Source organism: Arthrobacter sp. ISL-48, from assembly GCF_018613805.1.
In the GTDB taxonomy this organism is placed as follows: Bacteria; Actinomycetota; Actinomycetes; order Actinomycetales; family Micrococcaceae; genus Arthrobacter.
The window spans coordinates 22,301-41,313 of sequence record NZ_JAGGPL010000016.1 but is presented as its reverse complement, the minus strand read 5'-3'; the positions used below and the strand labels follow the sequence as shown (position 1 = coordinate 41,313).

The 19,013-nt window shown below is 62.7% G+C and carries 22 protein-coding genes and 2 pseudogenes; 15 read left to right on the top strand and 9 right to left on the bottom strand.

The window, feature by feature from the left end:
- Positions 1 to 102 precede the first annotated feature (102 nt).
- Positions 103 to 408, top strand: a complete 306-nt coding sequence (locus J7E83_RS14765; protein WP_214963475.1) for a hypothetical protein — start codon at positions 103 to 105, stop codon at positions 406 to 408.
- Between the two features lie 27 nt (positions 409 to 435).
- On the opposite strand, the gene J7E83_RS14760 is transcribed toward J7E83_RS14765, so the two are convergent.
- The 3 genes from J7E83_RS14760 to J7E83_RS14750 form a co-directional block, all read right to left on the bottom strand.
- Entirely contained in the window at positions 436 to 813 is a 378-nt protein-coding gene (locus J7E83_RS14760; RefSeq protein WP_214963472.1) for a VOC family protein, read from the bottom strand.
- A gap of 232 nt (positions 814 to 1,045) precedes the next feature.
- Positions 1,046 to 1,708 (bottom strand): phosphotransferase, encoded by a 663-nt coding sequence (locus J7E83_RS14755; protein ID WP_214963469.1) that lies wholly within the window; start codon positions 1,706 to 1,708, stop codon positions 1,046 to 1,048.
- 194 nt (positions 1,709 to 1,902) lie between these two features.
- Positions 1,903 to 2,832 (bottom strand): AEC family transporter, encoded by a 930-nt coding sequence (locus J7E83_RS14750; RefSeq protein ID WP_214963466.1) that lies wholly within the window; start codon positions 2,830 to 2,832, stop codon positions 1,903 to 1,905.
- Between the two features lie 48 nt (positions 2,833 to 2,880).
- Here J7E83_RS14750 and J7E83_RS14745 point away from each other — a divergent pair, with 48 nt between their 5' ends.
- Positions 2,881 to 3,384, top strand: coding sequence for a CGNR zinc finger domain-containing protein (locus J7E83_RS14745; protein ID WP_251043905.1), 504 nt, complete (start codon positions 2,881 to 2,883; stop codon positions 3,382 to 3,384).
- 65 nt (positions 3,385 to 3,449) lie between these two features.
- Here the strand turns inward: J7E83_RS14745 and J7E83_RS14740 are convergent, their stop codons facing one another.
- Positions 3,450 to 4,082 (bottom strand): isochorismatase family protein, encoded by a 633-nt coding sequence (locus J7E83_RS14740; protein WP_214963460.1) that lies wholly within the window; start codon positions 4,080 to 4,082, stop codon positions 3,450 to 3,452.
- A 126-nt stretch (positions 4,083 to 4,208) separates the two neighbouring features.
- Here J7E83_RS14740 and J7E83_RS14735 point away from each other — a divergent pair, with 126 nt between their 5' ends.
- The 4 genes from J7E83_RS14735 (at position 4,209) to J7E83_RS14725 (ending at position 6,804) form a co-directional block, all read left to right on the top strand.
- The gene (locus tag J7E83_RS14735; RefSeq protein ID WP_251043904.1) at positions 4,209 to 5,039 is read left to right on the top strand and encodes a GlxA family transcriptional regulator; all 831 of its coding nucleotides are present in this window, start codon (positions 4,209 to 4,211) and stop codon (positions 5,037 to 5,039) included.
- A 1-nt stretch (position 5,040) separates the two neighbouring features.
- On the top strand, positions 5,041 to 5,265 hold the full coding sequence (locus J7E83_RS21220) for a hypothetical protein (RefSeq protein WP_251043909.1): 225 nt from the start codon (positions 5,041 to 5,043) through the stop codon (positions 5,263 to 5,265).
- Positions 5,262 to 6,128, top strand: a complete 867-nt coding sequence (locus J7E83_RS14730) for an HNH endonuclease (protein ID WP_214963457.1) — start codon at positions 5,262 to 5,264, stop codon at positions 6,126 to 6,128. Before J7E83_RS21220 ends, J7E83_RS14730 begins: the two co-directional genes overlap by 4 nt.
- A gap of 196 nt (positions 6,129 to 6,324) precedes the next feature.
- Positions 6,325 to 6,804, top strand: a complete 480-nt coding sequence (locus J7E83_RS14725) for a DUF2809 domain-containing protein (protein ID WP_214963454.1) — start codon at positions 6,325 to 6,327, stop codon at positions 6,802 to 6,804.
- A gap of 90 nt (positions 6,805 to 6,894) precedes the next feature.
- Here J7E83_RS14725 and J7E83_RS14720 read toward each other — a convergent pair whose 3' ends face one another.
- Together J7E83_RS14720 and J7E83_RS14715 are read right to left on the bottom strand one after the other, a co-directional pair.
- Positions 6,895 to 7,338, bottom strand: a complete 444-nt coding sequence (locus tag J7E83_RS14720) for a carbohydrate ABC transporter permease (protein ID WP_214963451.1) — start codon at positions 7,336 to 7,338, stop codon at positions 6,895 to 6,897.
- 236 nt (positions 7,339 to 7,574) lie between these two features.
- Positions 7,575 to 8,846 (bottom strand): extracellular solute-binding protein, encoded by a 1,272-nt coding sequence (locus J7E83_RS14715; RefSeq protein WP_214963449.1) that lies wholly within the window; start codon positions 8,844 to 8,846, stop codon positions 7,575 to 7,577.
- A 295-nt stretch (positions 8,847 to 9,141) separates the two neighbouring features.
- On the opposite strand from J7E83_RS14715, the gene J7E83_RS14710 reads away from it, so the two are divergent.
- Positions 9,142 to 10,143: a LacI family DNA-binding transcriptional regulator gene (locus J7E83_RS14710; RefSeq protein ID WP_214963446.1), complete on the top strand. Its 1,002-nt coding sequence runs from the start codon at positions 9,142 to 9,144 to the stop codon at positions 10,141 to 10,143.
- A gap of 83 nt (positions 10,144 to 10,226) precedes the next feature.
- Here the strand turns inward: J7E83_RS14710 and J7E83_RS14705 are convergent, their stop codons facing one another.
- Positions 10,227 to 11,228, bottom strand: coding sequence for a LacI family DNA-binding transcriptional regulator (locus J7E83_RS14705; RefSeq protein ID WP_214963443.1), 1,002 nt, complete (start codon positions 11,226 to 11,228; stop codon positions 10,227 to 10,229).
- Positions 11,229 to 11,313: 85 nt separating this feature from the next.
- Between J7E83_RS14705 and J7E83_RS14700 the strand changes: the two genes are divergently transcribed.
- The 4 genes from J7E83_RS14700 (at position 11,314) to J7E83_RS14685 (ending at position 13,682) form a co-directional block, all read left to right on the top strand.
- Entirely contained in the window at positions 11,314 to 11,673 is a 360-nt protein-coding gene (locus tag J7E83_RS14700) for an FCD domain-containing protein (protein WP_214963541.1), read from the top strand.
- Between the two features lie 177 nt (positions 11,674 to 11,850).
- Positions 11,851 to 12,315 carry a pyridoxamine 5'-phosphate oxidase family protein gene (locus tag J7E83_RS14695; protein WP_214963440.1) on the top strand — a complete coding sequence of 155 codons (465 nt, stop codon included), beginning with the start codon at positions 11,851 to 11,853 and terminating at the stop codon, positions 12,313 to 12,315.
- 82 nt (positions 12,316 to 12,397) lie between these two features.
- A complete protein-coding gene (locus J7E83_RS14690) occupies positions 12,398 to 12,880 on the top strand; it encodes a pyridoxamine 5'-phosphate oxidase family protein (protein ID WP_214963437.1) in 483 nt (160 codons plus the stop codon).
- A gap of 268 nt (positions 12,881 to 13,148) precedes the next feature.
- On the top strand, positions 13,149 to 13,682 hold the full coding sequence (locus J7E83_RS14685) for a putative glycolipid-binding domain-containing protein (protein ID WP_214963435.1): 534 nt from the start codon (positions 13,149 to 13,151) through the stop codon (positions 13,680 to 13,682).
- Between the two features lie 66 nt (positions 13,683 to 13,748).
- On the opposite strand, the gene J7E83_RS14680 is transcribed toward J7E83_RS14685, so the two are convergent.
- Positions 13,749 to 14,048 carry a hypothetical protein gene (locus J7E83_RS14680; protein ID WP_251043900.1) on the bottom strand — a complete coding sequence of 100 codons (300 nt, stop codon included), beginning with the start codon at positions 14,046 to 14,048 and terminating at the stop codon, positions 13,749 to 13,751.
- A 331-nt stretch (positions 14,049 to 14,379) separates the two neighbouring features.
- Between J7E83_RS14680 and J7E83_RS14675 the strand changes: the two are divergent.
- A pseudogene (locus J7E83_RS14675) lies at positions 14,380 to 14,712 on the top strand (adenylate kinase family protein); the annotation flags it as partial.
- Between the two features lie 68 nt (positions 14,713 to 14,780).
- On the opposite strand, the gene J7E83_RS14670 reads toward J7E83_RS14675, so the two are convergent.
- A complete protein-coding gene (locus J7E83_RS14670) occupies positions 14,781 to 15,713 on the bottom strand; it encodes a LysR family transcriptional regulator (protein ID WP_214963432.1) in 933 nt (310 codons plus the stop codon).
- A gap of 158 nt (positions 15,714 to 15,871) precedes the next feature.
- Between J7E83_RS14670 and J7E83_RS14665 the strand changes: the two genes are divergently transcribed.
- The 3 genes and pseudogenes from J7E83_RS14665 to J7E83_RS14655 form a co-directional block, all read left to right on the top strand.
- A complete protein-coding gene (locus tag J7E83_RS14665; RefSeq protein ID WP_214963429.1) occupies positions 15,872 to 17,176 on the top strand; it encodes an SRPBCC family protein in 1,305 nt (434 codons plus the stop codon).
- Entirely contained in the window at positions 17,173 to 18,588 is a 1,416-nt protein-coding gene (locus tag J7E83_RS14660; RefSeq protein WP_214963426.1) for a ferredoxin reductase, read from the top strand. Before J7E83_RS14665 ends, J7E83_RS14660 begins: the two co-directional genes overlap by 4 nt.
- A gap of 96 nt (positions 18,589 to 18,684) precedes the next feature.
- A pseudogene (locus J7E83_RS14655) lies at positions 18,685 to 18,857 on the top strand (formaldehyde dehydrogenase, glutathione-independent); the annotation flags it as partial.
- Between the last annotated feature and the right edge of the window lie 156 nt (positions 18,858 to 19,013).

The following is a 19,013-nucleotide window of genomic DNA, read 5'->3' as shown; positions in this document are numbered from 1 at the left end:
CAACGCCTTTCTGGCGACTTAGCGCAGCAGCCCGGGGCCCCTATCCGGATGACGCTGGGCGGCCTATCGTGGTGCTGAGACACCACGAGGGAAGGGACGAAGATGTTTACCCTGCAAATAGGCTACCCGGTCCGGGACTACGGGGAATGGAAGAAGGTCTTCGACAGTGATCCCGCAGGCCGTGCCGCGTCGGGCGCCCGGTCTGTCCGGGTGTTCAGGGATGCAGATGACCAGAACAACGTGGCCGTGCTCCTCGACTTCGACACCAGGGACGCTGCGACCAGCTTTCTGGAACGGCTGCGCAGCGACGTGTGGGGTAACCCGGACGTGATGGGGCAGATGATGTCGGCATCGCCGACCGCCAGGATTTTGGAGGAGGTGGCCCGCGAAGGTCTGGCCGCGGGCTGACAGCGTCGAATTTTGTGGGCGGTCGCGTCAGCCGCCGTAGGGACGGGTGAGGATCTCAAGGTTGTGCCCATCCGGATCGGACCAGTAGACGCCGCGGCCGCCGTCGTTGGTGTTGATTTTGCCTGGCACGTGGTGCCAGGGATCTGCCCAGTAGCCGAGCTTGCGCTGCCTGATCCGTTCGATAATCTCATCGAACTCCTCCTCGGAGACGAGGAACGCGTAGTGCTGGGACGAGATGTCAGGCCGCACCTCAAGGAAGTCGAGCGAGACGCCGTTTCGCAGGGACAGGACCATAAAGTGGCCGTACGGCTCGGCGTCGGGGAGCCCGAGTATTTCGGAGTAGAAGCGTGCCGAGGCCATCTTGTCCTGGACATGGACGATGGTGTGGTTCAGGGTGACGGTCATGATGTTTCTCCAGAACGGGCACAACGGCCCTCAACGAATGTTTGGCGCCAATCCGGGCAAGAAGCGCCAAGGACGAACAGAACCTTGGCTACGTCGGTAACTCCTAAAGCAGAGCAACGAACATTCCACCGCGGTGGCGGATGCGACCCTTGACGATGAACGCATCGCGATGATGTCACACGCTTGATGTCCGTTGATCGATCCTCCTCCTGACGTGTCCGGGCGAGCGTAGTCATTGCCCGGGCGTCCATCCACGCGTGATAGCGATGCGCCTCCGCCACGTTTCCTCCGCATCGGGCGACGACCAGCGACGGCAGAAGTCCTCGAGCTCGGCGCAGCGATTCAGCATCGCTGCCTGCCGTTCGCCCCACTCGGGGCGCGAGCCGTAAGCTTCCCAGAATGCGCGCAGGGCGGGGATCGCGGCGGGGTGGTGCATTCTAACGATCCACTCGCACCAGGCCAGATCGTCGATCGGTGCGCCGACCCCGGAGAACTCCCAGTCGAGGAGCGCGACCGGCTCGTCCCGCTCCGTGGCGATGAGTACGTTGTTCGGCCCGAAGTCGCCATGGCGGATCACGGTGCCGGACAGATGCGGTCCGGGCTGTAGGATCCCGGGATCGAGCTGGTGCAGATCCCGCAAGAGCCTCCCGCACGCCGCCAGGGTCTCCTCGGCGCGGCCAGACTCGATGAGGTCTTGGCCGTGCTCGCCCGGCACGAAGGCTGTTGTCAGCGTGAGCACGCCGGCGTCGATGACTGCCGGGACCGGGATCCGCCCGACGAGCCGAGTCAGGGCAAGGAGCTCGGCGGCGGCCCTGGCTTCGGCATCGGGGCCTTGGTACCGCTTCCCGACGCCGAGTCCCTGCCGCTTGGTTTCGTTCGTGTACCCGTGCCGCATAACAGAAGTCTCTCCCTGATTAGGGGGAAGGGAAAACCGACACGCGCTCTGGCCGCTGGCGGGACCGCCAGTCTGGACCGCTAACTCAGGCCCGTCCCGTGCCCACGGCGTCGCCCTTCGGCGACTCCTACGCCGTCGGGAGCAGGAGAGGAAGAAACTACTTGGCTCCTCGCCCTCTCCCCCAAGTCCGCTTATTACGTGGCGAAATGATCGGTGAGGGCGAGGATGGCCGGCAGCGTCGCGATGGCGAGAATGGTCTGGGTTCCGGTGATCGATGCCATGAGGCGCGTGTCGCCACCCATCCTGCTTGCAAGGACATAGGCCGATGGGGCGGTTGGGACGGCGCAGATGAGGACGATGCTTGCAAGAGTGACTCCGGTTACGCCCAAGGGGACGGCGATCGCCGCGGCAGCGAGGGGCAGGACGATGAGCTTGAGAACGGTGGCAACGCCGATATCGAGGGTGTCGCGTTTGCGGAACGTGAGGTGCAGGGCGGCGCCGGCGATGAGCGTGCCGCATGCAAGGGCGGGCGCGGCGAGCATCCCGAGGGTGGCCGACAGGAAATCTGGCAGCGGCAGGCCGGTGAGGTTAAGGGCGAGCCCGATCGCGCAGCCCTGGATCAGCGGGTTCTCTAGGAATTCGCGCCATACCGGGAGTCGCCGCTGAGCGGCCGTCTTGTCTCCATATGCGGCAAGGGTACTGACGCAGATGACGTTGACAAGCGGGACCACGATTGTGCTGGCGAGGGCGAATGTTGCAACACCTCCCTGGCCGTGCAGAGCGGACGCGAAGATCAGGCCGATATAGGTGTTGATTCGAATGGCACCTTGGACCATTGAGGTCAATTGGGGTCCGTTCGCGCGAAGAGCGCGCCGTAGCGCGATCACCAGGCCTGCGACCGCGATGATCGGTGCCGCAAGGCTGAGGAGGAGCGGACCGAATGGAACGACAGTGAGATCCGTGCCAGCGATGGATGTGATGAACAGGGCGGGCGTGAAGACACGGTAGCTCATCCACTCCAGTCCGCGCCAGAAGCCAGAGTCGGAAAGGAACCTGTAGCGCAGTAACGCCCCGGCTGCGAGCAGAAGAATGATCGGCACGATAGCCGTGGTTACGAGGGTCATGATCCCCAATTGTGTTGTAATAGGTTTGTGCAGTTCAACCATGACAACATGACAGGCCCGCTGCTCGCCTCACAGCTCGTCAATCTTGCCGCTGACGGCCGATGGACGGCCGAATCGGCGCAGGTAGTTCTCGTTGAGCATCAAATCCGCAGGGCAGCTTTGACCGAGACTGCAGCTGAGCTGTTGCAAGCGTGGGCGGTCAGGTTACGGTCTGCGTTCGATGCGGCCAATGTTGAATCCCGGTGCGCTGCGATCAACGAGCTCCTCATCGAAGGAACCACTCGCGCGTATCTGACAACGCATGACCAGCTACGGCCACACCTTCATTTCTCGCCAGAGGAGGACGACGTCGTCGCCCGGGTGAAGGCGGTAACGGCCGGAGGGTTGGCGATTTTCGCCGTCGAGTCTGAGGGCGGCCGACTGGGCGTGTGCGCTCGAGCCTCTTGCGGGATCGCGTTCGTCGACACCAGCAGGAACGGTCTGCGGGCGTATTGCTCGGCCAGGTGCGGAAACAATGACGCGGTGCGGCGATACCGGGAGCAGAGCGGATAGCACTCGGTGGCCGCCCGGTCCAGGGATGAGGGCTCGTCCCATCAGACCGCCGAGGACGCTCACATCTAGGAAACGTGCTGGAAGCCAGCTGACGCGGAGCTCCCCAGGTCACTCTTGTCCAAAGCCTGGTGTGCGCGGAGAGCATTGGTCCAAGTATCAGTGGTGGCGACGGCTGCCCAGTTCGAGTTCAGGAGGGTTAGGAGGGTTGTGTGCACGGTCTTTGCGTCTGCGAACCCTGCTTCGTTGGCGAGGTTGATAGCCCCGGTGGCGTCTGAGAGGACTTCGGTGGTGAAGCCAAGCACTTCTGCTTCCACAGCTGAGGCGAGTACGCAGTTATTGGTCATGTAGCCGACGAGGGTGACCGTGTCGGCGCCGTTCTGGCGCAGCCACTCGGAAAGGTCAGTCTGGGCATAAACGGATCCGTACTTCTTAATGATCGTCTTCCATGCGTCAGTTTTGCGGCGTGCGATCTCGGGATGCAGGTCATATTCAGGTGTGCCAGGTACAAAAACCGGTGCGCCTTCTCCTGCCGTGTGCTGAATGACCGCGATCGGAATGCCCGCAGCGGTCGCAGCGTCAATTGCCCGTGCGATCATCGGCAGGGACTCCTGGTGAGGCGGGTACTGGATTTCGAAGGGCCCACTAAAGTACTGCTGCTGCACGTCAATGAGGACGAGGGCGCGGCGAGGGTTGCTCATGTATGTGTTCTCCCAAGAATGGTTCGGTGGCCGCCGAGTGGCAACAACACAAGTCTTCGCTGCGCCGGTGACAACTGCCAGTGGCATGAAGGCGCATATACGATGGATTCGGGCCAAACATAGGAGATGACCGGAATGCGAGTGGCGATCTACGCTTTCGACGGTGTGACGATGTTTCACCTCGCCGTACCGCAGATGGTTTTTGACGAGGTCACCCGGCAGAATCTCGCCGAATGGAAAACTGTCCTGTTCTCCGATCAAGAAGGAGAGATTCGAACCGCCGAGGGCTACAGACTGGGTGAGGTCAAAGGACCGGAGGCCAGTGACGACGCAGACGTCGTCGTAGTGCCCTCATGGTTCGACGACGGGCGTCCACCTAACGACGCACTGGGCCGAACACTCCAAGAAGCACACCGGCGCGGTGTAACAATCTTGGGACTGTGCCTCGGTGCGATTCCCGTGGCGGATGCTGGATTACTCGCCGGGCGTCGTGCGGTGACACATTGGCAAGCTTTCGACTCCCTCGCCAAACGTCACCCGGACGTCTCCCTCGACAAATCCGTGCTGTACATCGATCACGGAGACGTCCTGACCTCCGCAGGAACCGCCTCCGCACTGGACGCCTGCCTGCACGTCGTCCGCGCCCGGCTGGGAGCCGACGCGGCGAACCGCGTAGCACGCAGCCTCGTCATCGCGCCGCACCGAGAAGGCGGACAGGCACAATACGTTGAACACCCGGTCCCATCGTGCTCTACCGACGACCCCATTACCCGGTTACTCGAATGGGCACTGGGCCACCTCGGCCAGCCCCTCGGCATCGACAGGCTCGCCGCCCAAGCGCACCTAAGCCGCCGCACTTTCATCCGCGCGTTCCGGTCAACAACAGGAACAACACCGGCCGCTTGGATCCGCTCCCCGCCGCCTCGACGCTGCCCGCCAGCTACTCGAGACCACTGACCTGTCGATAGACCAGATCGCAGCGGACTGCGGCTTCGGCAACGCCGTTACCCTCCGACAAAACTTCGCAACTGAGTTCTCCACGACACCAACGGAATACAGACGTCGTTTCACCGTCCGCCCCGCAGCGTTTGCACAAGCAGAACGGCGGCTGGGCAACTCGATGTGGGTCAGCGGCCCAGCCGAGCAGTACAGCACCGCTGGCCATGGTGGGATAGAAGCATGACAGCCATCATTCTCGGGTGGAACCCCGGTCGTTGGAACAGATGGGCCTACGACGCGGTGATCGAACAGATAGCTGAGACGGGACAAGTCCTGGACCGGTGCAGCGTCGGCCGGCGCCGGAAAATCACGCCCGGCACCGAGGCCTGGCTACTCCTGCAGGGGCAAAACCAGCACGGCCGCGGTCTCATCGGACACGGCATTGTCACCTCAGAAAGCTACGAGGCGCCACACTACTCCGACCCATCCGCCACGCTGAGGTACGTCAGCGTGACATTCGATGCGCTGCTTCCCCTGGGCTCACAGATACCCCTGGAAGTCCTGGCAGAAACCGTATCCGGCGTTCGCTGGAGCAGCCTCCGCGAATCCGGAAGGTCCATTCCTCCCGGCGCAGAGGTGGAAATTCGGCGCCTATGGCAGGATCTCGGTCCCGGGCCGGGAACCGATCCGACCACCCTTACCCCCGGGACCTATCCCCAGGGGTCTGTCGCCCGCGTTGAAGTGAACAGGTACGAGCGCAGCCCGGAGGCCAAACGGTTATGTCTTGCCTTCCACGGAACTTCCTGCGCTGCCTGCGGGTTTTCCTTTGAGGCGGGCTACGGGGAGGTTGCCAGGGATTTCGTCCAGGTTCACCACATCGTGCCTGCCTCCCAGCTGGGACCCGGATACCAACTGGACCCGATAGCGGATCTCGTACCGCTGTGCGCCAACTGCCACAACGTGGCCCACCTTCGCGTCAGTACACCACGGTCCGTCCCAGAGCTTCGCGCCCTGATCACTTCTGCAGGACACATGAGCGGCCAGGTGCTCGACCAAGAGACTTTGGAAGCACAGGCCGGCGCGAGAAGAATCCTCGAGCAGCAGTAAGTTGATGCCGCCTGTTGAGAAATGCGGGCGCCAACTCCGCACACCCCTGCCGTCCGGGGCTGAGCAGCCGCAGCCGCAGAAAACCTACAGCCCTGCAGGTCTGGCGGACTCCCCCACCATCGGGCAGTTTGCCGACCTATAACACAGCGCTGAGCTAGGCTGAGCGCGAAGATTCTCGTGGGACGGCCTCGGGAAGATGTGCAGCTTCGGCAATGAGGGCTTAGGCAATGATCTTTGGGAACAGCGGCGGTACTGGGCTGTGAGCTGTTCTGTCGAACCCGGTCGTTTGCGAATCAGACGGGCCTTGCTGTGCATCGCCGGGCTGATCACCGTTGTACTCGGATTGAGCATTCGCACGCTCAGCGATGCTGCATGGACCGGCCCTGCCGGTGATGGTCTCTACGCGGTTCTGGTCTATGTTCTCGTGGGTATCCTAATTCCGTCGAAGTCCAAGACACTGATTGCAGCCGCAGCCGTTACGGTTTGTGTTTTGATCGAGCTGTTCCAGCTCACTGGTCTTCCTGCCGAACTCGGAAAATCCTGGCCACCCATTCGGCTGGTCCTTGGAACCACCTTCGGCACCGCTGATTTGTTCGCCTACGCCGGTGGTGCTGCCGTCGCTTATGCGGTGGATTGGACGACGGGAACGGTGGTGAATTGCGCTCGCCATCACTAGGTGCCGTACATCTGCTCCCCGGGAAAGTCGTACCGCCAAGGACGTTCGCTCCAGCCACGGGTGAGTTGGCCAGGCCCATTGGCGGTTGCATCAGCCCTTGAACGCCCCGTCCATGATCCCTGAAACCATGCGTCGGCCGACGAAGAAGAAGACGATCAGCAGCGGCAGAGTCGCCAGGAACGATCCGCCCATGGCGAGCGCAACATCGACTGACCGGTTCGCCTGCAGTTGCTTAAGTGCGATCTGCACAGTGAAGAGCTCGGGAGACTTGAGGACGATGAATGGCCACATGAAGTCGTTCCACACCGCGGTGAATGAGATCAGCCCGAGTACGAACGCTGCAGGCCGGACAACCGGGAACGCTATGCTCCAGAACAGCTGCCAGGAGTTGGCACCGTCGATGCGCGCGGCTTGAATGAGTTCGTCGCTGACCGTTGTTGCCATGTGCTGGCGCATCCAGAAGATTCCAAACGCGCTGGCGAGACCAGGGACGATGATCGCCTGCAGGGTGTCGACCCAGCCGAGCGATGACACGATCAAGTACTGGGAGTGGAAAGAGCCCGAACACCGTGAAGATGATGAAGAAGGGGGCGATGTACGCGTATGGAGCGATGCGGTCCGCGAGCGATTCACGGATGCGGATGGCCTTGTTGGCCGGGGCGTTGCGCTGCTTAAGCGGGGCTGCGGTTGTCGCCGTAGACATGAGTGGTCCTAACGTCGATGGGTGGCCCGGTACTCCCGGCACCGGGCGACCCGGATTGATGGGACGATCAGCCGCCGATGGCCGTCTTTGCATTGTTGACGGCGGTTTGCCACGCCTGGTCGGATTTGACGTTGCCCGTTTCCACCTCGACGAGGGTATTGAGCAGCGCGGAACCAATGGCGCTCGTGTCGGGACCGTTGTAGAACGGCGGGAATTTCTGCACGGAATCGGAGATGACCTTTCCGATCTTCGACTCACCGTAGAACGGGTCGGTGTAGCTGAGGACCGACGTGCTCGCGAGAGCAGCTGTCGAGGCAGGGAATGTACCCGTCTTGGTGAAGTGCTCCTCTTGGCCCTCCGGCGACATCATCGTCTTGATGAACTGCCATGCTGCGGCTTTGTGAGCCGCGCGGGCCGGGATAGCAATCACGCTGCCTCCCCAGTTTCCGCCGACGCCCGGCACAGACGCAATGCGCCACAGACCCGACGTGCCGGGGGCATCGGTTTTGATGCCCTTCAGCATCCAGGACGGAGCCGTGGTCACGGCAAAGGCACCATTGGCCTTGCCAGGAGCCCACCCCGATGAGAACGCCGCGATGCCCGCGCTGATGCCGGCGTCGTGCGTTTTCACGGCCACGTCGAAGGCGCCCTTCACCTGCGGGTTCGTGTCGTAGACGAGCTTCCCGTCCGGAGAGTAGTACTTCTCCGTGACTTGGTTGACAGTGGAGAAGAAGATGCTCGTTTCGATGTTGTCGACGAACGGCTGGCCGGTCGCCGCCGTGTATTTCTTGCCCATCGCGATGAAGTCATCCCAAGTGCTCCACATCTTGGCAACCTCACCGGGCTCCGTCGGGAGCCCTGCCTTCTCGAAGAGGTCGGCACGGTAGGCGAAGCCGAGTCCGCCGACGTCGGTGGGAATGCCGACGATTGAGCCGTCCTTCGCCGTTGCGGCCTCGGTGGCCCAGCCAAGGTAGCTGCTGCCGACGTCATCGCCGCCCAGCGTACGCAGGTCGACGAAGTTGGCGCTGTTCTCGACGAACCTTGGCAGGTCGTCGCCTTGGATCATCACCAGATCCGGCACCTTGCCACCTGCCAGGGCGGCGGTAAGGGCCGTTGCGGTCTCGGTCGTGCTGCCGACCTCGGTGAGCTTAACCTTCGCCGCCGGGACCTTGTTCAGGTACTCGCTGACATGGTCCTTGGCTGCAATTCCGGTGAAGGACCAGAAATCGGCTTCCGCGTTGGGGTCCTCTTTGGCGCCTCCCCCTCCGGAGGCGCACCCGGCCAGGGTGACAACGAGCACTGCTGCTGCGGCAACTGCGGCCGCCAACGGTCTTTTCACGATATTTCCTCTTCTTCGGGGAGTCGCAGGGATTACACCGGAGCCCACCGCTCCAGCTGAGAGAACGATCTCTTGGGCGCAACCGTAGCCTTCTTCTTGGCCCCGCGCAAGGGCTACATGTGAACGCTAACGTTGACTGAGATATCGATCTCCCTTGGGGTCCCCCATCCTCTGCGAGCGCCCCCCATGCGATCATGACGTTCTCGTGAGACCCTAGAGACGAGATCTGGTTTACGATCCTCCTAGGGCGGTGGGGTACCAGGCCGGTCTCCCCTTCAAGCTCAAAGGATGCAACATGACCCGACCCACGCTGGTAGACGTCGCGCGGGCGGCAGGCGTATCGCGTGCTACCGCTGCCCGGGTACTCGCGGGCGGCGCAAACGTCAATGTGCAGATGTCCGCCGCGGTCGAACATGCAGCCAAAACACTGGGCTACGAAACCAACAGCGCTGCCCGCGTCCTCCGCGGCGGGCGGGCGGGGGCTATCGCCCTGATCATCGCCTTCAACGAGCTGGACAGCCTCGCAGGGACCTTCTTCACCTCGGTGCTCAAGGGCGCTGCAGACGCTCTTTATGCCAGCGAGATCCAGCCTGTCCTGCTGCCCGCCGATCACGACGACAGCGACCGAATCCCCCGCTTCCTACGGTCGCGTGCCGTCGACGGAGCCATCGTCATTCTCCAACATGAGATTACGCACCTCGCCGAGACGCTGGCCACGTCTCCCGTACCTATCGCCTGGGTTGGACGCCCCCGAATCGCCCTCGCGCCCGATGCGATTGTCGTCGACTCCGACAACTATGGAGGCGGCGCGCTGGCCGCCCGCGCGCTCGCCGACATCGGACGCCGTCGACTGGGCATCATCGCAGGACCGCACGATATGGAGCCTGCCCGCGACCGTGTCCGTGGCTGGCGCGACGAACTCGCACGCCTCGGAATCGACAGCAGTTCGACGGTGCACGGCGAGTTCACCATGGAGAGCGGCTCGGCTGCCATGGCGCGCCTCCTCCAACGGCACCCAGACCTCGACGGAGTCTTCGCCTCATCCGACCTGATGGCAAGCGGGGCCCTACGGGTTCTCCAAGCCTCCGGGAGACGAGTCCCATCGGACGTCTCGGTCATCGGATTTGACGACGTAGTCGTCGCTGCCACCTCGGATCCGCCCCTGACGACGATCAGGCAGCCCCTTGAGGATATGGGGCGCGTCGCAGCTGAAACGGTCCTCGCCGTCATACAAGGACGCCAGGTCGACCGGCAGCCGATCCTCGCGACGACCGTCGTTCAACGCGAATCCACATGAACGGGCGGATCCCCGGCGGTCGCATCGGCTAATCAGCCTGATCAAGGCAGGCCTTTACGTCGTTACGATGTATCACCCTACGATCAGGTTTCCGCCGACGCTCGAGCAACAACCACTGGCGCGGGCGAGGAGACACGGACCACCTGGGGATCCCCGCCAGCAATGCGATCCGCCAGTACTGCGACAGCCGCACGGCCGACCTCGTAAAGAGGCGTGCGGACACATGTAAGCGCTGGCGCCGTGTAGGCGGCGGGCCAGGAGTCATGGATCGCGACGACGGCGACGGACTGCGGCACAGCGACCCCCAGCCTCGCGGCTTCCGCGAGGGCGCCGAAGCCGGCGTTGACATTGGCGACCACGACGGCGTCCGGTCGTTCGTCGGATTTCAGCAGCTGCCCCATCGCCTCGCGCCCATTTTCAGGGCCGTACCCCAGCCGTGTGATCCACTGCTCGTGCAGCGGCACTCCGCGCGCCGCAAGCGCGGACCGGAAGCCTGCTTCGCGGCGGCGCGCACTGGACGATGCCTCGATTCCGCCAATCAGCGCAATGCGCTGCCGTCCGTGCGCCACCAGATGATCGACAGCTGCGATCGCAGCCGCCGCATCGTCGAGAAGCACCGCACTCGCGCCGGCAATCTCATCATGGACGATGACGACGGGCACTCCGGCCCCCGCCAGCGGCAACAGCTCCTGCGGGTCGGTCCCATCGCGGGGCTGGAGAATCACACCGTCGACGCGCCCCTCGGCCAGGAGACGGTCGGCGAGGACCAGAGCCGTGGCGGTGTCATCGCCACGACCCAGGATCACCGTGAGTCCGCGCGCAACAGCCTCAGCATCCGCTCCTCGGGTGAGCTCCGCGAACAGTGCGTTGGTTACATCCGGGACGATCAGTGCGATGACGTCAGTCCGTGCTCGTCGAAGTGACCGCCCCGCGTGATTGGGGCGGTAACCGAGCTCAGCGGCCGCTTCGCGGACTCGCCGGCGGGTGGTCTCACTCAGCCGCGCCCCAGGATCACCAGAAAGGGCGCGAGATGCGACCGACACGGAAATGCCTGCCCGTGCGGCTACATCACTCAGGCTCACCATGTCTCCATTATGAACTATGTTGCGAGCACAATCGATTGCGCTATAGTGTGCGGACGAAGGAAAACGATATCCCCGATCGCCCTTCCTGACGACGTCGACGGCGGAACGCGACGTACGGCAGGACCTGGTCGCCCATGATTCCAGATTCCACGCATTGATCCTCTCCGGTGCCGGTAACCCGGTCATCGGACAGGCCTACGCCCAAACCCATTGCCACCTGCACATATTCCGTCTCTACCCAAAAGACATCGACAGCGCCGGAACGGTGGCGGAGCACCGCACGATCGCGGAAGCCATCGCCAACGCAGATCCAGAATCCGCGGAGAAAGCGATGTCCGATCACATCAAGAACTCCTTCAAGCGCTTCGCAAGAGCCTTCGAAGCCGGCGCTCGTTCGGCACCACTCGCGGGCCTGACATCTCTGCCCCTCCGACTAGCCGCCTGAACGGCACGTGGCCCACACCAAACCCGTGGCGATCCCCGAAGTTGCCCATCAGGACACGATTCACAGCGCGCTCTTCGCGTCCCCGGAACCATGCCCAGTGGTGCCGGGGCCTGGAAAGTCGACCAGGGCTTTCCGTTCTTGATGCCTCTCCGTCGTGCAGGGCTTAGGATCTGTATCATGGACAGCTCCCCGGCAGGGTCTCGAGTGGAAATTCTGGGAGCTCACGAGTGCTGGTCGTATCTTCAGTCTTCCTATATCGGACGGTTGGCGGTAATAAACGGCGCCAGCCCGGAGATCTTTCCCGTGAATTACGTCGTCATGGGACAAACGTTGCTCTTCCGGACGGCTCCTGGCACGAAGCTGCGCGCCCTGCTGACCGGCGCCGTTGCTGCGCTGGAGACGGATGGCCTTAATGCGTACTCCACGGAAGTCTGGAGCGTCGTCGCCAAGGGGTTCCCCGAACCTTTCGACGAAAACAAGGACACCACAGTCATTGAAGATGCCAACCGCGAGCCTTGGGAGCCCGGAATCAAGGAGCATCTGATTTGCATCAGACCCACTGAGATCAGCGGACGCCGGTTTGCGGTCCGGTCCAGAACGCGATGGTGGCCTCCGGTAGATTTTTCGGCCGACTGGCTATAGACGACCATCCAGGCCGGTCGCTGGGATGGCCACAAACCGTTAGCCCTGTCCACCTCCAAGAACGGCGCGTAGGCTCTGGGACATGACACACGAGCCCTCATCTGCAGAACGACAGGAACCGGTGGAAAATCTCGACTCCGGCCAGTGCTGGGAACTGCTGCGGCAGGTCTCCGTCGGCAGGCTCGCCGTCTGGATTGAGGACCACCCGGACATTTTTCCACTCAACTACGCCGTGGATCATGGGACCCTCGTATTCCGGACCGGGGAGGGAACCAAACTTGGCGGCGCCATAGATGACACCCCGGTCGCGCTGGAGGCCGACGGCGTGGATGCCATGACCGGGATGGCATGGAGCGTGGTGGTCAAAGGCAAGGCGGCGGCAATCACCGGGATAGAAGGCGTCCTTGACACTGCTTCGCTGTATCTCTTCCCCTGGCAGGCGGGGAAGAAGGATCACTTTGTCCGAATCACCCCGGATTTAGTCACCGGGAGGCGCTTCAAGGTAGCTCCGCCGTTGACCTGGTGGACTCAACTAAGCGGCGCTGTGAAGACCCCGCCAGAGTAGGCCCGCCAAGGCCAACAGGGCCCGCCGGATGCCGAGGCAATCACGGAAGTGATTTCAGGAACGACGGACGGCCCCACGGACCTGAACCTTCACAGCGCCGCAGACCTCGACTGGGACCACCGCGAAACTCAACGACCGGCCAAGCAAACGACCACTAGAGTTCAGAAAACCGATCGAACTGATCGAAGAACTCCTGTTGCAATGACCGCCTGAATCAGCCAATACCCTTTTGCAGACAATTGTTGTTACAACAGAAGCGAAGGGTCGGATGATGAACTACACCTGGTATGGCCTGCAGAGGCCGAGCGTTGAACGCCTTCAATTCACGACGGGTGAGACACATCGAGCTCGATCAATCCTCACGGATAGTGATGGGCGCTACGACTACGAGGTGACCCTTGATCACGATTGGGTCTTCCGCGAATTTTCGGTTTATTCGCCCGACGATCGGCGACTTGAGGTCCATCGCAGCACTGGCGGGACGTGGAGGGTCAATGACGAGCTCCGCCCTGATCTGATGAGCGCAATTGACATCGACTTGGCGTTCAGCCCCTTCACCAACACCCTGCCGATTCGACGACTCAACCTCGCGATCGGGTCGAGGGCCGAGATCACCACAGCCTATATCGATGTCCATGCCATCCGAGTGATCCCCGACCCGCAGCGATATACCAGAACCGCCGTCAATCGATACCTCTACGAGTCACTGGACAGCGACTTCAGCCGCCAAATCACCGTCGATCCTGACGGCTTCGTCATCGACTATCCGGGCCTGTACTCACAGTATCCACACGCCGGCTAACCCCCAATGCTCACGCCGCTAAGCGGCCCTAACGGCGCGGCATCCGCACCAAAGGAGTTCAACTACTCACTGAGGAAAGGCGAAGAAGCTCGTCTGGTCGTTGGCGCCGAGCAGGTTGTGATGGAAAACGATGGCATTCACAGGCCGGATGTCCACGAACAGTACGGCGACCGTCCGGGAGTGAACCACGGTATAGCGGACGGGCCCGTCGAGCCAGGAGTGGATGCCGGTGTACTCCTCGACGAAGAACCCGTCACCGATCAGGCCCCGCTCCGTGAGCAGGTCGTAGACCTCGGAAACGTGCACGGCGGGCTGGCCCGCACGCTCCCCGCCGCGGCGACAAGCACGCTGCTCATCTTCACCCACCAACCGGGCGCCCTGACATGAAGACTGATACGGGTACCGATGTTGCGCTGACGGCGGCCGCTCAGGATCGCGCCTTGTCCCCGGCCACACCTTCGGGAATGCCGGCTTTGGGCCGCTTCGGCATTCCCTTGGGGCTTGCCGGTCTCGGCGGCGGCTGGTCGGCCGCGAGGAGCTCTCTCGGATCCCCGATGTGGCCGGAGGAGATTCTTTACGGAGCAGCGGGCTCTCTGTGGCTGGTCCTGACCGCCGTCTACGTGTTCCGTGGCCTTCGCATTAGAGGAGCATTCCGGGCCGACCTGAGACATGAACTGGCGGGGCCCTTTGACCAACAGTCCGGGACCGTCTCGGCAAGGACGCGGGCGAAGGCGGCTTCCTCTTGGACGGCTACCCCCGCACCACAGCACAGGTGGACTACCTCGCTGAAATCCTCGCCCAGGTCGAGCAGAAGCTCGACGTCGTCCTGCAGCTGAGCGCCGACGACGGGGAACTGGTGACGCGCCTCCTTTGCCGCGCCGAGGTAACCGGCCGAAGCGATGACAACGAAGCCGTCATCCGCCACCGGCTGGACCTCTACCACGAGCAGACCGAGGCGGTTGTGGCCAAGTATGCCGAGTTCGGCATACTGACCCGGGTTGACGGCTTCGGCGCCATCGGTGAAGTCACCGCCGCGCGGACCTGTCGCCACCATCAGGACCTGCCGGCCTGTCGGCAACGAATCGCGGCCATCCGGCCTCAGAGATCGTCTTCAAGCCGGGCGGTGAGTATCCTATTGGCGCTGACCTGCAGAATGCCGAGCGACTCCTGGATCAGTGGCGATGCGATGCTGCCCCTGCGCACCGCAGCGACAATACGGCGCGCGGGCTTCCCCTTGCCAGTAATGCGCAGTCGAACCACGTTTTCGGCACTACGCAGGGGCGCCAGTCGCGGCAGCAGGCCCACGCCCAGCCCCGCACCAACGAAGGCGATCTGGGTTTCCCATTCAACGGCCTCATGGGCAATCCGCGGTGTCACCCCGACTGCCGTGAACGCCGCGATGAATAGGGAATGGTAGGTCGAACCGGCCGTCTCGGTGATCCAGGGTTCCGATGCCAGCTCTTCGAGCGTCACCGTTTCCCGCGATGCCAACGGATGGTCGGAGGGGATGATCACGTCCAGGGGATCGTCGAGCAGAACGGTCTGCTCGAAGCGCGGATCGTCCTCTACAGAGGTGTCGGACTGCATCGCTACGATGACTGCGAGGTCGATTCGCTCGGCAACTAACAAGTCGAAGCAGCGGGCCGGGTTGGCCTCGAGTACCTGCACCTCCAACAGGGGGCGTGCCGAGCGCAGGGTGGCGGCCAGCGGCGCGAGTAACTGGGCCGCCGCAGTGGAAAATCCGCCGAGCCCAAAATGGGACTGCACCTGGTCGCCGGCCTCCATAGCCGCGGCGCGCAGGCGCTCCCATTCCGTAATGAGCGCGTCCGAGCCCGCTACGAGGTAGCGGCCTGTGGCGGTCAGCCGCACCCCACGGCCGTCCTTCGTCAGCAGCTGCATTCCAAGCACGCGCTGGAGCTCCCGCAACTGCGCGGAGACGGCGGAGGGAGAATAACCCGTGAGCTCCGCGGTCGCCCCAACGGTGCCGCACCGGGCGAACACCCGAAGTGTGATTAGCCGTGGATCGATCATGCACTAATTATGCAGGGTTATCTCCTAAATCTTGCGCTTTTGTTGCAGATCAATCGTCCCTAATCTCTTGATTACAAGGTTTCGATAGCGCTAGTTGCCCTCACCGACTCCGTGGTCACCAGAATCCCACACTTACCAGCCCTCCCGGGAGGAAATACATGACTGCTCCAGTCAACGTGTCCCTAAGTTCACGCGGAAAACTCGTTTCCTCTTTGCCTGCAGAGCAGCTGGCGGAAGTCACCGAATTGTTCCGGTTCCGGCGCGCCGGATATTCCCTCGATGCGCCCTTCTACACCGACCCGACGATTTTCAACATCGACATGCAGGCCATCTTTGGCCAGCACTGGATCTTTGCCGCCAGCATCGCCGAGCTGCCGGAGCCGGGCGATTACGTCACCGTCGACTACGGGCCCTACTCCCTGATCGTGCTGCGCGACGACGACGGCGGCGTGAACGTCCTGCACAACGTGTGCCGCCACCGCGGCGCCCGCGTCCTGACCGAACCCGCCGGGACAACGGGAAACCTCGTATGCGGCTATCACTCATGGACCTACTCCCCCAAAGGCGACTTGATCCATGCCTCGGCACCGGGGGAAACGAAGTTCGACAAGGGCTGCTTTGGCCTCAAGCGCGCCCACAGCCGGGTGTTCGCCGGACTCATCTTCGTCTGCATTGCGGACGAACCGCCGACGGATTTCGACGAAACCGGAAAGATCTTCGAGCCTTACCTCGCGCCCCACGATCTGTCGAAGACAAAAATTGCCTACCAGCAGAACATCATCGAGGAGGGCAACTGGAAGCTCGTCATGGAGAACAACCGTGAGTGCTACCACTGCGACGGCCACCCGGAGCTGGCGTGTTCCCTTTTTCCCACCTGGGGCCTGACGGAGGGCCTGGTCCCGGCCCATCTCGAGGAAGTGTGGGACCGCAACAAGGAAGCACAATCCTCGCTTGAGGAACGTTGCCGCCGCTATGGCCTTCCTTATGAGGTCGTCGAGGAGCTTGACACGCGCATAGCGGGAATCCGCATCTCACGGGAATCTCTCGACGGAGAAGGCGAATCGTTCTCGCCCGATGGGCGCAGGCTCTCCAAGAAGCTGCTTGGTGACTTGCGGGACTTCCGCCTTGGCCGCTGCTCGATGCACCTGCAGCCGAACAGCTGGTTCCATTTCCAAGGGGACCACGTCATCACCTTCGGCGTCTTCCCCGTCAACGAGCACCAGACATTGGTACGCACCACCTGGCTGGTGGCTGACGACGCCGAGGAAGGTGTCGATTACGATCTGGAGAAACTCACCTACACCTGGAAGCAGACAAATCTGCAGGATAAGGCGTTCGTGGAGCTGTGCCAGAAGGGCGCCAGCAGCCCCGCCTACGAGCCCGGCCCGTATATGAAGAGCGAATACCAGGTCGAGGCGTTCATCAACTGGTATGTGCAGCGGGTGCAGGAGCACTTGGCATGATTGAACTCCTCACTGAGACGGCAATCCTGGAACCACAGCGTATCCGCGGTCTTGAGATGCCGTGGAACAGGGTAATGGGCACCACCGAGGGACCCGCCGGTGCCGCCCGCGCGTTGGGTCCCTGGCATCCGCAGGAGTTCATGGCCGAATGTGTCGAGACCGTGCCCGAGGCGGGCGGCATGATGACCTTCGTGTTCCGCCGCTGCGATGGTGCGCCCCTGGCGTTCCGTGCGGGCCAGTATGTGAATGTTGCCTTTCCCGTTAACGGCGAGGACCAGGATCCGGTGGACCGCAGCTACTCGCTTTCCAGTTCGCCCACAGAGCCGTGGACCTTCAATATCACAGTCAAATGCGACCCCACGGGACTGGTCTCACCGTGGGTGCACGAGAACGTCAAACCGGGCACCGTCCTCGAAATGCTCGGACCGGTCGGGGCATTCCACCTGCCCGATGCCGACCGGCGGGCACGGTACCTCTTGCTGGCTGCCGGCGCAGGCATCACCCCCATTATGTCGATGGTGCGGACCATCCACTCCCTGCCCGGACAGGCCGATGTGGTGGTGCTGTACCACGGAGCGGAGGCCGGAGGTTTTGCCTTCCACCGGGAGTTGGCCTATATCGCCTCCGTGGACTCGCGCGTCAAGGTCTTCTACTCCCTGGGCGACCGCAGCATACCCGAGGGGTGGGACGGGCTCAGCGGAAGGCTGACGGCGGCCATGCTCGACGAGGTGGCCCCCGATGCCAATGGCCGCCAGGTCTATACCTGCGGCCCCGAGGGTTACCTGAACACCGCCACCGAGCTCCTCAAGAAGGTCGGCGTCGACGACACCTCCATTTACATGGAATTCTTCTCGGGAGATCGCCAGACGCTCCTTGAATACCAGGTGGAGCTCGCGCATGCAGCGGACATTGCAGAGGAAATCGCCGAGGAAATCGCCGATTCCGCCGAGGACTACTACGAAAGCCAGCCCACCGCGTTCGGGCTCTACGAGCCCGGCTACGATGCCGGGGGAACCCTGGAGGCCACGGGGCTGCCGCTGGAAACCGTCGACCCGTACGCGCCCTCCTCCGAAGCCCCCGACGGCAGTCCAAAGGTGGGGCCGGAGGCCGCGTCCCCCGATGCCTCGAGCTTCGACACGGTCGGTACGGGAAGCCTCACCCTGTCCTTCATGCGCACCGGCATCAATGTGCGCATCGACCCCACCGAACACATCCTCGGGGTGGCCCAGCGTGCGGGCGTCAGGATCGGCGCGAACTGCAAGGAAGGCATGTGCGGCTCCTGCAAGATCGTCAAGCTTTCCGGGGAGGTAGAGATGAACCATCAGGGCGGAATCCGGGCACGGGAAATCGATGCAGGCAAGTTCCTGCCCTGCTGCTCTACCGCGCGCAGCGATTTGGTGATCGATGCCTAGCCGCCTCCAGCTGCTCTAGGCCGGACAGCATCCGGGCTTGTTTCCACGGCAAGAATACAAGCGCGAAACTGCCACGCGTGGCGCTTCGCTTGCCAAGTGAAGTACAACCGTCAGCTGATGATGGCGATCCTGCATGACAGGATCCAGATCGCCAAGGCGGTCAACGCCACGGCCATTTCACTCCAGGATGCCCCGCGGTCTACGCGGAATTCGATGCCGGAGCCGCCACGAAGTATGTCCTGAACCCTAACGGCTACCCCAGCAACTAGTCCAAGGTAAGGGAGGGGGTTCCCTGCAGGCAGGCTAATGCGGTCGTTGCGCCACCCAGACGATGTGGGTGGCGCAACGACCGCGTCGTCTTTGATGACGCAGCAGTTGGCACGGAGACCTGAAACCGCTCTTCGGCCCGACGGAGACTCCACCCG

Excerpts from the sequence above, each read along its gene's own strand:
- J7E83_RS14765 (WP_214963475.1), top strand. The coding sequence starts at position 103 with ATGTTTACCCTGCAAATAGGCTACCCGGTCCGGGACTACGGGGAATGG.
- J7E83_RS14760 (WP_214963472.1), bottom strand. The coding sequence starts at position 813 with ATGACCGTCACCCTGAACCACACCATCGTCCATGTCCAGGACAAGATG.
- J7E83_RS14755 (WP_214963469.1), bottom strand. The coding sequence starts at position 1,708 with ATGCGGCACGGGTACACGAACGAAACCAAGCGGCAGGGACTCGGCGTC.
- J7E83_RS14750 (WP_214963466.1), bottom strand. The coding sequence starts at position 2,832 with ATGACCCTCGTAACCACGGCTATCGTGCCGATCATTCTTCTGCTCGCA.
- J7E83_RS14745 (WP_251043905.1), top strand. The coding sequence starts at position 2,881 with ATGACAGGCCCGCTGCTCGCCTCACAGCTCGTCAATCTTGCCGCTGAC.
- J7E83_RS14740 (WP_214963460.1), bottom strand. The coding sequence starts at position 4,082 with ATGAGCAACCCTCGCCGCGCCCTCGTCCTCATTGACGTGCAGCAGCAG.
- J7E83_RS14735 (WP_251043904.1), top strand. The coding sequence starts at position 4,209 with ATGACCGGAATGCGAGTGGCGATCTACGCTTTCGACGGTGTGACGATG.
- J7E83_RS14730 (WP_214963457.1), top strand. The coding sequence starts at position 5,262 with ATGACAGCCATCATTCTCGGGTGGAACCCCGGTCGTTGGAACAGATGG.
- J7E83_RS14725 (WP_214963454.1), top strand. The coding sequence starts at position 6,325 with ATGTGCAGCTTCGGCAATGAGGGCTTAGGCAATGATCTTTGGGAACAG.
- J7E83_RS14710 (WP_214963446.1), top strand. The coding sequence starts at position 9,142 with ATGACCCGACCCACGCTGGTAGACGTCGCGCGGGCGGCAGGCGTATCG.
- J7E83_RS14705 (WP_214963443.1), bottom strand. The coding sequence starts at position 11,228 with ATGGTGAGCCTGAGTGATGTAGCCGCACGGGCAGGCATTTCCGTGTCG.
- J7E83_RS14695 (WP_214963440.1), top strand. The coding sequence starts at position 11,851 with ATGGACAGCTCCCCGGCAGGGTCTCGAGTGGAAATTCTGGGAGCTCAC.
- J7E83_RS14690 (WP_214963437.1), top strand. The coding sequence starts at position 12,398 with ATGACACACGAGCCCTCATCTGCAGAACGACAGGAACCGGTGGAAAAT.
- J7E83_RS14685 (WP_214963435.1), top strand. The coding sequence starts at position 13,149 with ATGATGAACTACACCTGGTATGGCCTGCAGAGGCCGAGCGTTGAACGC.
- J7E83_RS14670 (WP_214963432.1), bottom strand. The coding sequence starts at position 15,713 with ATGATCGATCCACGGCTAATCACACTTCGGGTGTTCGCCCGGTGCGGC.
- J7E83_RS14665 (WP_214963429.1), top strand. The coding sequence starts at position 15,872 with ATGACTGCTCCAGTCAACGTGTCCCTAAGTTCACGCGGAAAACTCGTT.
- J7E83_RS14660 (WP_214963426.1), top strand. The coding sequence starts at position 17,173 with ATGATTGAACTCCTCACTGAGACGGCAATCCTGGAACCACAGCGTATC.